This window comes from Pseudomonas sp. CG7, assembly GCF_023701885.1.
GTDB classification, from domain to species: Bacteria; Pseudomonadota; Gammaproteobacteria; order Pseudomonadales; family Pseudomonadaceae; genus Aquipseudomonas; species Aquipseudomonas zanjanensis.
The window spans coordinates 51,668-64,914 of record NZ_JABAEE010000035.1 but is presented as its reverse complement, the minus strand read 5'-3'; the positions used below and the strand labels follow the sequence as shown (position 1 = coordinate 64,914).

Here is a 13,247-nt window from a genome sequence, read left to right as displayed (position 1 = left end):
GATACCGTGCCGGCCACTCTCCCTCGCGGGTGCGGACACACCAGTGATAGCTACGGCCTCTTTCCCCGCGCGCACCCAATCTTAAGCCGAGCACTTGTTTGCTGCGCGACAGCGCAGCGTCGGCGACGCGGCGGGGACTCCCTCGCCACAAAGGCTTAGCGCAATGTTCACGATCGCCGTGCCACCAGCAAAAACGAAGCCGCGCTGGCGAGCAGTCCTGCACACATCCGATTGAACAGGCGCTTACCGCTGGGCCGGGCAAACAGCCGCCGTGCGTAAATGCCCATGTAGCAATACAGCCCGATGGCGATGCACTCCAGCACCAGGAACAAGCCACCCAGCACGGCGAATTGTTGGGTAACGGTGCCGGTACGGTCGACGAATTGCGGCAGGAACGCAGTAAACAACAGGATCGCCTTCGGATTCCCGATCGCCACCAGGAACTCCTGGCGTGCCAGGCCGGCTCGGCTCAGCGAGGCGAGCCCGACTTCGTTGTCGGCCTCAGGCGGGGCCCGCCACAACTGCACGGCCAGGTAGAACAGGTAACCGGCACCGACGAGCTTGATCCCCAGGAACAGCAACTCCGAGGTGTGCAGCACAGCGGTGAGCCCCACCGCCGCCAGGGCGATCATGATTGCAAACGCCAGCAATCGACCGACACCGCCGCCGCACGCCCGGACGAAGCCATAACGCGAGGCGTTACTGATGGAGAGCAGGTTGTTCGGCCCTGGCGCCATGTTCAGCGCAAAGCAGGCCGGAATGAAAACAGCGAGGGGCGACAGGTCCATTCGAGCGTTCCAGGCGGAGGCGGATCGAAGGTTCATTCTGCACCGGTCATCGAGGGGTTCAAGGGACAGTTGCGCGGCAAAATCGCGTCGGACTGTACCGCCGCGATTTAGCCATCAGTCGCCGCAAAATCCGGTAACGCTCCGGGCCTCGCAACGATCAAGACACTGACTAGCCTTGAGGTACTCAACCAAGCAAGGATGCTTCGATGCCACCGTACCTGCATGCCCTCGCCTGTCTCGTCTTCATCGCTATTCCCGCGGTTGCTGCGCCCTGTCCCGACTGGCCTGTTGAACGCGCCCAGGCCGAGATCGCCGCACTGCAACAGCAGATCGACACCTGGGACGACAGTTACCATCGCCTCGGCCAGACGCTGGTGGCCGATGAGCTTTATGACCAGTCCCGCAACCAGTTGGGCCAATGGCGCGGCTGCTTCCATCTCGCGGCGCCCGATGATCCCCTGCGCTCGGCGGGCGGAAAGGTGCCACACCCCATCGTCCATACCGGCCTGGAAAAACTCAAGGATGCCGACGCCGTGGAGGCTTGGCTGCAGGGTCGGGAGGATGTCTGGGCGCAGCCGAAGATCGATGGCGTGGCGGTCTCCCTGGTTTACCGCAAGGGCCGCCTGCACCAGGCGATCAGCCGCGGCGATGGCGTCCAGGGGCATGACTGGACCCCAAATGCGCGCAAGATCGGCGCCATCCCGCAACAACTGAGCCAGCCCGTGGACCAGGTCGTCCAGGGTGAGTTGTACTGGCGCCTGGAGGCGCATGTCCAAGCCCGCAGCGGCAGCCTGAACGCCCGTGCAACCGTGGCGGGCTTGATGGCGCGCAGCAGTTTGACGACCCAGGAGGCATCCTCCATCGGGCTGTTTGTCTGGGACTGGCCTGAAGGGCCCGACACCCTGCCCGAACGGATGACTGGGCTGAACGCACTGGGTTTCGCCGACACCCGCGACTACCACCAGCCCGTCCGGGCATTGGCCGATGCCCAGCAGTGGCGCGACCACTGGTATCGCACACCGTTGCCCTTCGCCAGCGACGGCATCGTTCTGCGCCAGAGCCGCCGCCCACCTGCCGACCGCTGGCAGGCCAGGGCGCCGTTCTGGAGCGTGGCCTGGAAATACCCGTATGCCCAGGCTTTGGCCGAAGTGCGCAAGGTGCACTTCAAGGTCGGTCGTACCGGGCGTATCACCCCCGTACTGGAGCTTGAACGCATCCGGCTCGACGACCGGTGGATTCGCCGGGTGAGCGTCAGCTCTCTCAAGCGCTGGGAGGAGATGGACATCCGCCCCGGCGACCGGGTCGCCATCAGCCTGGCCGGGCTGACCATCCCACGCCTCGACGAGGTGGTACTACGCAGCCTCGAACGCCAGGACGTCAACGCCCCCACGGCGAGCGATCATCACTTCTTGAGTTGCTGGCAAGCGACGCCCGGTTGTGAAAGCCAATTCCTCGCACGCCTGAACTGGCTCAGCGGCAAGCACGGCCTTGCCCTGCCCCATGTCGGCCCCGGCACCTGGGAAAAACTCCTGGCTGCCGGTCGACTCAACGGATTACTGGATTGGTTGACCCTCGATGCCGCCGAGCTTGCTAACATTGGCGGCTTCGGCGAGCGCAGTAGCGCCCGCCTGCTCGCCAGCCTGGACAGCGCCCGACAACGCCCTTTCGGACAATGGCTCAAGGCCTTGGGCCTGCCGCCCAGCGGTCAGGCACGACTGGAAGGGCCGTGGCAGAAGCTGGCCGAACGCAGTACCGAACAATGGCAAGCCGAAGCCGGCATCGGACCGGGACGCGCCGCGCAATTGAGCGCCTTTTTTCGCGACCCACAGGTACTGGCCTTGAGTGACGAATTACGCACCGCCGGGGTCGACGGTTTTTAATCCGACCCCCGTGCGGTTGAACCCAAGGGGCAAGCATGCGTTCCACCAGCGCATCTGCACCGACCGCTCGCGATTTTTTACGGAGTTGCTATGAATTTCCTGTCCCCCGCTGCCCTGCTGCTCTTGTGCAGCGCCATGGCCGCCCCTTTGATGGCGGACGAGCAAACCCCGGAACTCACCGGTTGCGCGGCCAAGCGCCAGGGCATCATCAACCAGATCGAACTGGCCAAGTCCCGCGGCAACCAGGATCAACAGGCGGGTCTGGAAACTGCGTTGAACGAAGTCACCACCCATTGCACCGATGCTTCCTTGCGCAAGGAGCGGGAAAACAAGGTGCTCGATGCCAAGCACGAGGTCAGCCGGCGCCAGGCCGACCTGGAAAAAGCCATGAAGAAAGGCGATGCCGAGCGGATCAACAAGCGCAAGGACAAGCTGGCTGCTTCCCGCAAGGAGTTGCAGGAAGCGGTGGATGAGTTGGATAAGTGAACAAAGATCGCAGGCTTCGCCAGCTCCTACAGGGAATCGCATTCAACCTGTAGGAGCTGGCGAAGCCTGCGATCTTTCAAGACATGTCAATAATCCCGAAACTCTTTATGACAGGCACTGCACGCATCCTCGACCTTCTGCACCGCCGGCCCCAGGTTGCTGGCCCGGTAGGGCTGGACCTTGCTGACGATCAGCAACTCACCGGTGGCTGCTTCAAGGTTGCGGGCCAGTTCCTGGAAGCGCGCCTGTTTTTGCCAGACTTCATCCCGGGCGCTGGTGTGGTCTTGCTCGCGTACTTGCGGGAAATGTTTCCACGGCTCATGGGACAATTGATCCAGTTGTGCCGCACCCTCGGCGAAACGTGCGCCGTCAAACGGTACTCGGCCACGCAACATACCGCCCAGTTCTTCGTTGGTCTTGAGCATCTGCTTGAAGATCGTCTTGCGCTGGCCCAGGGGAGAATTGGGATCGACGCCGCCACAGGCGGACAACATCAGACAGGCCAGCATGGCCATGGAAAATCGTTTTACAAACATCTTGGCCTCGGGGCAGGAAACGGCGATTAGTATCCTCGGATCACCGGTAAAGACCAATGCCCCTATCAACAATACGGGTTGTTCGAGCACCTGACAGTGTTCGAATGGCTGCAAAGGAAATCTTCATGAACAGCCGCATCAAGCCCTGGCACAAAGGCCTGGCATTGACCCTACCGCTGATCGCCCTGTTGGCCGGTTGCAATCGCGGTGAAAAGGTCGAGGAACCGCAGACCCACGCCCTCGCCACCTACGTCAGCGCCCCCTGGGAGGCGTTGCCAACGGTGTCCGATGCAGACCTGCTGGCCGGTTTCGGTTCCTGGCGTAGCGCATGCACCCGGCTCAAGGCCGACGCGGTGTGGGGCGCGACCTGCGCGGCGGCGGCCAACGTGCCGCAGACGGCTGTGGCGGTACGCAGTTTCCTGAAACAAAACCTGGACGTCTATGGCCTGCGCTCGGGGGACAACAGCCCCAACGGCCTGATTACCGGCTATTACGAACCGGTCTACCCCGGCAGCCTCACCCAGACCGCCACGGCGAATATCCCGGTTTACGGCGTGCCGGAAGACATGATCATTGTGTCGCTGGACAGCATCTACCCTGAGCTCAAGGGCAACCGCCTGCGCGGCCGCCTCGAAGGCCGGGTGCTCAAGCCGTACGACGATGCAGCCACCATCGAAACCAACGGGGTGAAGGCGCCGGTCATTGCCTGGCTGACCGACCCCATGAACCTGCAGTTCCTGCAAATCCAGGGTTCAGGGCGCATTCAGCTCGCTGATGGCCGCCAACTGCGCATCGGTTATGCCGACCAGAACGGCCACCCTTACCGCCCCATCGGCCGCTGGCTGGTCGAACAGGGTGAGCTGAAGAAGGAAGACGTGACCATGGGCACTATCAGTGCCTGGGCCAAGGCCAACCCGAACCGCATTCCCGAGTTGCTCGGCAGCAACCCCAGCTACGTGTTCTTCAACCGCACCCCCGACAGCAATGAAGGCCCGCGAGGTTCGCTGAATGTGCCGCTGACCGCCGGCTACAGCGTGGCGGTGGATCGCAAGGTGATTCCACTGGGCAGCCTGTTATGGCTATCCACCACGCGCCCCGACGGCAGCGTCCTGAACCGGCCCGTCGCCGCCCAGGACACCGGCGGTGCAATCACCGGCGAAGTGCGGGCGGACCTGTTCTGGGGCACGGGCGAGGCGGCCGGACAGTTGGCCGGGGACATGAAGCAACAGGGCCAGATCTGGATGCTCTGGCCCAAGGGCATGGCGTTGCCGTCAGTGCCACAGGTGGCGAATGCCGCCAATCCCTGAAGAGATGTGGTGATGGTCCCGGCCCCATCGCGAGCAAGCTCGCTCCCACATTGATCGGGTGAGTACACAAGACGTGCATTCACTAAAGACCAACTGTGGGAGCGAGCTTGCTCGCGATGAGGCCAGCAAAGCCCTAAAAATCCAAACCAGGCTCAGACCGAAACAAAGAAGAAACTCAGGACCAACCCCCCCCCCCCGAACCACACCAGCGACCGCAGAATCGCCCAGTCCGCCAGATAGCAAATGATGTAGAGCAAGCGACTGGTGATGAACAGCACCGCCAACACGTTGATGGTGACCAGTTCGGCATTCCCGGCCAGGTGAGCGACGATCACGGCGGCGGCAAAGAACGGGCTGATTTCAAAGCTGTTCAGTTGCGCGGCGAAGGCACGTCGGGGCGCGCCTTCGAGGGAATCCAGAAAGTCCCGTGGGTCATGGTTATCCTGCAACCGGTATCTGCCACCGGCGTTGGCGATCCCGACACACAGGTAAGGCAGGAGAAAAGCAATCAACACACACCACAGGGCAACCGTCATACCGCGTTTTCCTTTTTGAGTTTTATACAGAATCGAGCATCAGGCGCCGGTCAGGATTTCATCACCAGCATGCCAATCAGCACCAGCCCGCAGGCTAAGAGCCGTGGCCGGCCAAAAGGTTCTTTCAGGTAACGCATGCCGAACAGCACCACCAGGATCACACTGATTTCCCGCAGCGCCGCCGCTTCGGCGATCGAGCCCAGTTGCATGGCCCACAGCACCAGAGCGTAGCTGAACAATACGCAGAATCCGACCGCCAACCCCAGCCGCCATTGTTCGCGCCAGAACCGCATGAACGCCGGCCGTTTGCTCACCAGCGCCAGTAACGGGAAAGGCCAGGCGCTGAGCAGCGTGACCCAGACCAGGTAATCCAGCGGATGGGACCAACGCCGCAAAGCATGTCCGTCGATAAAGGTGTAGCAACCGATGCACAGGCCGATCAGCGCCACCACCGGCAGCATCGACCAAGGCAGCCGGTCGCCGCCACCGCCCTGCCACAACAGGCAAAGCATGCCGAACGGGATCAGCAAGATACCGATGACCTGCTGGGTCGTCAGGGCTTCACCGGCGAAAATAAACGTCAGGGCCAGCACCACCAGCGGCGACAGGCCGCGCATCAGGGGATAGACCAACCCCAGGTCACCGACCCGATAAGCCTGGATCAGCAAATAACGGTACAACAGCTCGAACGCCGCCGACGCCACGATCCACGGCCAGATTTCCAATGGCGGCCATGCCACGAAACCCAGGGCCAACGCGACGAACAGCAGCGCAACGCTGTCCATGCACGCCACCACCAGCAAACGCTCGCCACTGAACTTGATCAGCGTATTCCATGCCGCATGCAACAGCGCCGCTACCAACACCAAGGCCGTCGCAAGCACGGCACGCTCCTTGTCTTGTCCCACCGCCCCCGTAGGAGCTGCCGAAGGCTGCGATCTTTTGATCTTTCGCTTCAGACTCAATTGTCGGCGCAAAGATCGCAGCCTCGTTGCACTCGTCAGCTCCTACGCCAGTAAGGCTCATGAATTGATTCGCTATCGTTTATACTGCAAACCGATCACGCCGCACTCAGTTGCGCATACACCAATACCAATAATTTTGCTGTTGTCCCGTTCACTCGAACCGGGGCGCCGGCATGCGTATGCCTGATCCGGGCGTCAAGACTACAGACAGAGACCTTGCGCATGCCACTCGCCTTGCTTGCTTTGGCCGTTGCCGCTTTTGGCATCGGCACGACTGAATTCGTCATCATGGGCCTGTTGCCCGATGTCGCCCGGGACCTGGCCGTGAGCATTCCCCAGGCCGGGCTGCTGATCACCGGCTACGCCCTGGGCGTGGTGTTCGGCGCGCCGATCCTGGCGATTGGCACCGCCAACATGCCGCGCAAGGCCACGCTACTGGGCATGACCCTGATGTTTATCCTTGGCAACGTGCTCTGCGCCCTGGCGCCGAACTACACCACGCTGATGGCCGCCCGGGTCATCACTGCGTTGTGCCACGGCGCGTTCTTTGGCATTGGATCGGTGGTGGCGGCCGGGCTGGTGGCGCCGAACAAACGGGCCCAGGCGATTGCCATGATGTTCACCGGCCTGACCCTGGCCAACGTGCTGGGCGTCCCGTTGGGCACGGCCCTGGGTCAATACGCTGGCTGGCGCTCGACCTTCTGGGCGGTCTCGATCATCGGCGTGATCGCCGCCATCGCCCAATGGGTCTGGCTGCCCAAGGAAATCGCCATGGACAAAGCCAACCTGGCCAGCGAATTCAAGGTCCTGGGCAAGGTCAACGTGTTGCTCGCCCTGGGCATGAGCGTGCTGGCCTCCACCAGTTTATTCAGCGTGTTCACCTACATCGCGCCGATCCTGCAGGACATCACCGGTGTCAGCCCCCATGGCATCACCGTCATGCTGCTGTTGTTCGGCGTCGGCCTCACGGCCGGCAGTTTCCTCGGTGGGCGCCTGGCGGACCGGCGCCTGCTGCCTGCGCTGGTGGGCATGGCCCTGGCCGTGGTGCTGGTGCTGGCCGCGTTCAGCCAGACCAGCCGGTCGGTGATCCCGGCGGCGATCACGCTGGTGCTGTGGGGCGTCTTCGCCTTCGCCCTGTGCCCGATCCTGCAATTGCTGATCATCGACCAGGCCCACGAAGCACCGAACCTCGGCTCTACGTTGAATCAGAGTGCGGTCAATCTCGGCACCGCGGCCGGGGCCTGGATGGGGGGGTTGGTGGTGGCCAGCGGTGCCGACCTGGCGGATCTACCATGGGCCGGGGCCGCTGTCGGCGGCCTGACGGTACTGACCGCGTTGTATTTTATTTACCGTCAGCGTCGTCATCGCGGCGTGGCGGCAGGCCTTGCCGACTGAGGGGTGTATTGGTCTCGCTGCGCACCTGTGCATGACTGATCAGGGCGAAAATAAAACTGCCACCGATGATGTTCCCCGCCAGGGTCGGCGCGGCGAACACCATCCAGAAGTCTCCCCAGGACAATTGCCCGGCAAAGACCAGGTAGGACACTTCGGCCGAGCCGACGACGATGTGGGTGAAGTCACCGAGCGCCATGAGGTAGGTGATCAGGATGATGATCCACATCTTGGCGCTCTCCATGGAAGGAATCATCCACACCATGGTGGCGATCATCCAACCGGAAATGATGCCCTTGGCGAACATCTGGCCAGTGTCGTTCTCCATGACCTTGCGGCCGATCTCCAGGAAGGCCAGATCGGTGCGCCGGTCAAAAATCGGCAGGTGCAGCATCACATAGGCCACCAACAAGGTGCCGCACAGGTTGCCCACCAGCACCACGCCCCATAACCGGAACAATCGGCCGAAATTGCCCAAAGTCGGCTTGCTCATGATCGGCAGCACGGCGGGCAGGGTGTTTTCGGTGAACAATTGCTGGCGCGCGAGAATCACCGCTAGAAAGCCTGCGCAGTAACCGAAACTGGCGATCACTTTGAAACCTTCGTGATCCGGTAATCGAGAATTGAGCACGCCCATCGCCATCAGGGACAGGCCCATGGTCAGCCCGGCCGCCAGCGCCGACCACCACAGCGCGGCGACGCTGCGCTCCAGCTCCAGATTGCCTTGGGTGCGGATGATTTCATGCAGCACGGCCGCTCGCGGCGGCTGGTTACGGTCGACTTCGTGCTGTTCCTGAGCCGAAAGGTCCGGGGTCTTGCCTTCTTTGTGGGTGTCCATACAGCTCCTGAAGCCGTGGCGTGATGTACCTACGACACGCGGCGTCCAGCGCTGTTCAGTGACAACCCATACATGACATGTGGGAGCGAGCTTGCTCGCGATAGCAGCGCCGCCGATCTCACTCGACGACATCGTCCTTGAACTGATCCTTGACGTACTTGATCTCGGTCCGCCCATGAGGCGCGGGCAAGCCGTCTTCGCCGAGGTTGACGAAGACCATCTTCTCCACGGTCAGGATGCTCTTGCGGGTGATTTTGTTGCGCACCTCGCAGGTCAGGGTGATGGACGTGCGGCCAAATTCAGTGGCGGTGATGCCCAGCTCGATGATGTCGCCCTGGCGCGAAGCACTGACGAAATTGATTTCCGAGATGTACTTGGTGACCACGCGCTGGTTGCCGAGCTGGACGATGGCATAGATCGCCGCCTCCTCGTCGATCCAGCGCAACAGGCTGCCGCCGAACAGCGTGCCGTTGGGGTTGAGGTCTTCGGGCTTGACCCATTTGCGGGTGTGGAAATTCATGATCACTCCTGAGCGTCTGGCCTATGGATTGCCGCATCATGGCAGACCCCACGGCCGAGCTCTATGTCGCGGGCCCTATGACGGTCATCGGCATTTTCGATTTGCCGACAGAAACCCTTTTGGAAGATCCGATTAGCCCGTTATAATCGCCTCCGCTTTACCGGTCCACCCTTTGGACCGTTCCCGCCACCTGTCCGAGGGGCGCTGCAGCAGGCTCGACCTGTCAGGCTCGGATGGGGCGTTGTTTGTACGGGGCTACCCGCACGGACACTAAACGCACAACGGCGCCCATTCGCATACATTACGAATGGAGGCTCTTCATGAGCGCTGTCATCACGCCTGCTGCTTTTACCGACTACAAAGTCTCCGACATGTCCCTGGCTGCCTGGGGCCGTCGCGAAATCATCATCGCCGAATCCGAAATGCCAGCCCTGATGGGTCTGCGCCGCAAGTACTCTGGCGAACAGCCATTGAAGGGCGCAAAAATCCTCGGCTGCATCCACATGACCATCCAGACCGCCGTGCTGATCGAAACCCTGGTTGCCCTGGGTGCCGAAGTGCGCTGGTCGTCCTGCAACATCTTCTCGACCCAGGACCAGGCCGCTGCCGCCATCGCCGCCGCCGGCATCCCGGTATTCGCCTGGAAAGGCGAGACCGAGCAAGAGTACGAGTGGTGCCTGGAGCAGACCATCCTCAAGGATGGCCAGCCGTGGAACACCAACATGATCCTCGACGACGGCGGCGACCTGACCGAGCTGCTGCACATGAAATACCCAGCCGTGCTGGACAAGGTCCACGGCGTGACCGAAGAAACCACCACCGGCGTGCACCGCCTGCTGGACATGCTGGCCAAGGGCGAGCTGAAGATCCCGGCCATCAACGTCAACGACTCGGTGACCAAGAGCAAGAACGACAACAAGTACGGCTGCCGTCACAGCCTCAACGACGCCATCAAGCGCGGCACCGACCATCTGTTGTCGGGCAAGCAGGCCCTGGTGATCGGCTACGGTGACGTGGGCAAGGGTTCGTCCCAGTCCCTGCGCCAGGAAGGCATGATCGTCAAGGTGTCCGAAGTCGACCCGATCTGCGCCATGCAGGCCTGCATGGACGGCTTCGAGCTGGTTTCGCCGTTCATCGACGGGATCAACGACGGCACCGAGGGCAGCATCGACAAGGCGCTGCTGGGCAAGATCGACCTGATCGTGACCACCACCGGTAACGTCAACGTCTGCGACGCCAACATGCTCAAGGCCCTGAAGAAGCGCGCCGTGGTCTGCAACATCGGCCACTTCGACAATGAAATCGACACCGCCTTCATGCGCAAGAACTGGGCATGGGAAGAAGTCAAGCCGCAGGTCCACAAGGTGCACCGCACCGGCACTGGCAGCTTCGACCCACAGAACGATGACTACCTGATCCTGCTGGCCGAAGGCCGCCTGGTGAACCTGGGCAATGCCCCCGGTCCCCCCAGCCGCATCATGGACGGCTCGGTCGCCCCCCAGGTCCTGGCCCAGATCTGCCTGTTCGGCCAGAAATACGCCGACCTGTCGCCAGCCCAGAAAGCCGAGCGCCTGACCGCGGAAGTGTTGCCGAAGAAACTCGACGAAGAAGTGGCCCTGGAAATGGTCCGCGGCGTCGGCGGTGTGGTCACCAAGCTGACCAAGCAACAGGCTGACTACATCGGCGTCACCGTCGAAGGCCCGTTCAAGCCGCACGCTTACCGCTACTGATCGGCACTGCCCTTTGCGGGGCATGCGCTTTTGTGGGAGCGAGCCTGCTCGCGATTGGCGTCACCTCGGCCTGACAGTCCGATCGAGGTGTCTGCATCGCGAGCAGGCTCGCTCCCACACTGGCCCGCCTCCACAGGGGGCTCTGCAAGCCTCTCCGGCCTACGAGTTTCCAAGGATATGACCATGTCCCAAGACCGTCGCTACAGCTTCGAGTTCTTCCCGACGAAGACCGATGCTGGGCATGAAAAACTGATCGCCCCTGCCCGTCAGTTGGCCCGCTACAACCCCGACTTCTTCTCCTGCACCTATGGCGCCGGCGGCTCGACCCGTGACCGCACCCTGAACACCGTGTTGCAGCTCGAAAGTGAAGTCAAAGTCCCGGCCGCTCCGCACCTGTCCTGCGTCGGCGACAGCAAGGACGACCTGCGCAGCCTGTTGACCCAGTACAAGGCCGCTGGCATCAAGCGCATCGTTGCCCTGCGTGGCGACCTGCCGTCGGGCATGGGCATGGCCAGCGGCGAGTTGCGCCACGCCAACGAATTGGTGAACTTCATCCGCGAAGAAACCGGCGATCACTTCCACATTGAAGTGGCTGCGTACCCGGAGATGCACCCTCAAGCGCGTAACTTTGAAGACGATCTCAACAATTTCGTCCGCAAGGCCAATGCCGGCGCCAACAGCGCGATTACCCAGTACTTCTTTAACGCCGACAGTTACTTCTACTTTGTCGAACGTATCCGCAAGTTGGGCGTCGATATTCCGGTCGTGCCGGGCATCATGCCGATCACCAACTACAGCAAGCTGGCGCGTTTCTCCGACGCATGCGGTGCAGAAATCCCACGCTGGATCCGCAAGCAGCTGGAAGCCTATGGCGACGATTCCTCGAGCATCCAACGCATCGGCGAGGACGTCATTACGCAGATGTGCGAACGTTTGTTGCAAGGCGGCGCACCGGGGCTGCATTTCTATACCCTTAACCAGGCCGAGCCCAGCCTCGCGGTATGGAACAACCTCAAGCTGCCGCGTTGAATGACTTGATGCGGTTGTACAAAGAGGCCTTGGCAAAAACCAAGGCCTTTTCCATTCAGCGCTCCTCAGCCTCAAGCAAATGCGTTCGCATCGGATGAATGCCACGAGGCCTCAATGAGCACCAAAGGCAAGCAAAAGGCAATCAAGGCGCAGGCCAGAGCGCTCTAGCTATTTGATGAGTTCTCGTCGTAACCTCAGGCCATGCCCGTCATTGTCCAGCTGCTGACCTCCTTTTTCCTCTTGTGCCTGAGCATGACCGCTCAGGCCGAGAAGTTGCGCATTGTCACCGAGCCCTGGGCTCCGTATGTCTACGAAGAGAACGGCAAGATGCTCGGCCTGGACTACGAAACCACGGCCATTGTGTTCAAGCGCCTGGGCATCGACGTGGAATGGCAGTTCCTGCCTTGGAAGCGTTGCCTGGCGATGCTCGAACAGGGGTTGGCGGACGGCGCGCTGGACATTTTCCACAGCAATGAGCGCGATGCGACGCTGCTTTATCCCAGCGAACCGCTGTCGGACGTGGAATTCGTGATGTTCTACGCCAACGCCCGGCCCCACCCATTTCGCACGCTCGATGACCTGGCTGGCCTGACGGTTGGTACCTCGCCCGGCTACCTGTACAGCCAGGCCTTCAGTGAGTCGCCCCGGTTCAGACGTGAAGCGGCGCCCACCCACGAAGCCAACTTCGGCAAGTTGCAACTGGGCCGGATCGACCTGCTTATCACCGACCGCAGGGTCGGCCGCCATGTGCTCGAACAAATGCAACTGGGCGACCAGATCACCGAAAACCCTATGGTAGTGAGCCGTCAAAGCCAATACCTGGCGGTGCGGCGCAACGCCGGCATGGATTTGCTGGTGCAACGCTTCGGTGCCGAACTCAAGCGTTTCAAGCGCGAACCGGCCTATGCCGAACTGAGCGCCCGCTATGGCGCCGGCCCCCTGGCGAACACCACTCACCCAGCCAGTCCAGTGCTGAAATAAACCGTTGAGCAGCAGGAAAGCGGCGCGCGGCGTTTGCTCTGTTATACTCCGGCCTTCCCGCCAGGCTCACGCCCGGACGCCCGGTCTTGCAAAAGGCATCCCGACACCGCTACAGCGCAGCCTACAGCCCGCGCGAGCCTTGTCCGGACCCGCCTTCGAGGCCCGGCAGGACCGGACGGGATGACGTCTTTTTTTTGAACGTCATTCGCGCCCGGCAAGACTATCCCATTGGGCCAGGCCCTCACTAAAACAGGATTAC

At 61.8% G+C, this 13,247-nt stretch carries 13 protein-coding genes and 1 riboswitch; of the genes, 7 read left to right on the top strand and 6 right to left on the bottom strand.

Annotated features, from left to right (window positions below):
• Positions 1 to 167: 167 nt before the first annotated feature.
• Positions 168 to 788: a LysE family translocator gene (locus tag HGO40_RS16035; RefSeq protein WP_250963804.1), complete on the bottom strand. Its 621-nt coding sequence runs from the start codon at positions 786 to 788 to the stop codon at positions 168 to 170.
• A 206-nt stretch (positions 789 to 994) separates the two neighbouring features.
• Between HGO40_RS16035 and ligB the strand changes: the two genes are divergently transcribed.
• Both ligB and HGO40_RS16025 read left to right on the top strand, forming a co-directional pair.
• Positions 995 to 2,668 carry an NAD-dependent DNA ligase LigB gene (gene ligB / locus HGO40_RS16030; protein ID WP_250963803.1) on the top strand — a complete coding sequence of 558 codons (1,674 nt, stop codon included), beginning with the start codon at positions 995 to 997 and terminating at the stop codon, positions 2,666 to 2,668.
• 90 nt (positions 2,669 to 2,758) lie between these two features.
• Positions 2,759 to 3,154 (top strand): DUF1090 domain-containing protein, encoded by a 396-nt coding sequence (locus HGO40_RS16025; RefSeq protein ID WP_186707092.1) that lies wholly within the window; start codon positions 2,759 to 2,761, stop codon positions 3,152 to 3,154.
• Positions 3,155 to 3,240: 86 nt separating this feature from the next.
• On the opposite strand, the gene HGO40_RS16020 is transcribed toward HGO40_RS16025, so the two are convergent.
• Positions 3,241 to 3,690, bottom strand: a complete 450-nt coding sequence (locus HGO40_RS16020) for a c-type cytochrome (RefSeq protein WP_250963802.1) — start codon at positions 3,688 to 3,690, stop codon at positions 3,241 to 3,243.
• 125 nt (positions 3,691 to 3,815) lie between these two features.
• On the opposite strand from HGO40_RS16020, the gene mltA reads away from it, so the two are divergent.
• Complete coding sequence (mltA, locus tag HGO40_RS16015; protein ID WP_250963801.1) at positions 3,816 to 4,997, top strand: murein transglycosylase A; 1,182 nt, start codon at positions 3,816 to 3,818, stop codon at positions 4,995 to 4,997.
• A 152-nt stretch (positions 4,998 to 5,149) separates the two neighbouring features.
• Here mltA and HGO40_RS16010 read toward each other — a convergent pair whose 3' ends face one another.
• Together HGO40_RS16010 and HGO40_RS16005 are read right to left on the bottom strand one after the other, a co-directional pair.
• Positions 5,150 to 5,533, bottom strand: coding sequence for an MAPEG family protein (locus tag HGO40_RS16010; protein ID WP_250963800.1), 384 nt, complete (start codon positions 5,531 to 5,533; stop codon positions 5,150 to 5,152).
• Positions 5,534 to 5,583: 50 nt separating this feature from the next.
• Entirely contained in the window at positions 5,584 to 6,417 is an 834-nt protein-coding gene (locus HGO40_RS16005; RefSeq protein ID WP_250963799.1) for an EamA family transporter, read from the bottom strand.
• A gap of 303 nt (positions 6,418 to 6,720) precedes the next feature.
• On the opposite strand from HGO40_RS16005, the gene HGO40_RS16000 reads away from it, so the two are divergent.
• Positions 6,721 to 7,893 carry an MFS transporter gene (locus HGO40_RS16000; RefSeq protein WP_250963798.1) on the top strand — a complete coding sequence of 391 codons (1,173 nt, stop codon included), beginning with the start codon at positions 6,721 to 6,723 and terminating at the stop codon, positions 7,891 to 7,893.
• Here HGO40_RS16000 and HGO40_RS15995 read toward each other — a convergent pair.
• Positions 7,841 to 8,728, bottom strand: coding sequence for a formate/nitrite transporter family protein (locus tag HGO40_RS15995; protein ID WP_250963797.1), 888 nt, complete (start codon positions 8,726 to 8,728; stop codon positions 7,841 to 7,843). The genes HGO40_RS16000 and HGO40_RS15995 overlap by 53 nt on opposite strands.
• A 118-nt stretch (positions 8,729 to 8,846) precedes the next feature.
• Complete coding sequence (locus HGO40_RS15990; RefSeq protein WP_072346269.1) at positions 8,847 to 9,248, bottom strand: acyl-CoA thioesterase; 402 nt, start codon at positions 9,246 to 9,248, stop codon at positions 8,847 to 8,849.
• Between the two features lie 190 nt (positions 9,249 to 9,438).
• Positions 9,439 to 9,545, top strand: a riboswitch (S-adenosyl-L-homocysteine riboswitch).
• A 23-nt stretch (positions 9,546 to 9,568) separates the two neighbouring features.
• On the opposite strand from HGO40_RS15990, the gene HGO40_RS15985 reads away from it, so the two are divergent.
• The 3 genes from HGO40_RS15985 (at position 9,569) to HGO40_RS15975 (ending at position 12,988) form a co-directional block, all read left to right on the top strand.
• Positions 9,569 to 10,978, top strand: coding sequence for an adenosylhomocysteinase (locus tag HGO40_RS15985; protein WP_250963796.1), 1,410 nt, complete (start codon positions 9,569 to 9,571; stop codon positions 10,976 to 10,978).
• 183 nt (positions 10,979 to 11,161) lie between these two features.
• Complete coding sequence (gene metF / locus HGO40_RS15980) at positions 11,162 to 12,007, top strand: methylenetetrahydrofolate reductase [NAD(P)H] (RefSeq protein WP_250963795.1); 846 nt, start codon at positions 11,162 to 11,164, stop codon at positions 12,005 to 12,007.
• Positions 12,008 to 12,208: 201 nt separating this feature from the next.
• Positions 12,209 to 12,988 carry a substrate-binding periplasmic protein gene (locus HGO40_RS15975; protein WP_250963794.1) on the top strand — a complete coding sequence of 260 codons (780 nt, stop codon included), beginning with the start codon at positions 12,209 to 12,211 and terminating at the stop codon, positions 12,986 to 12,988.
• Positions 12,989 to 13,247: the final 259 nt, after the last annotated feature.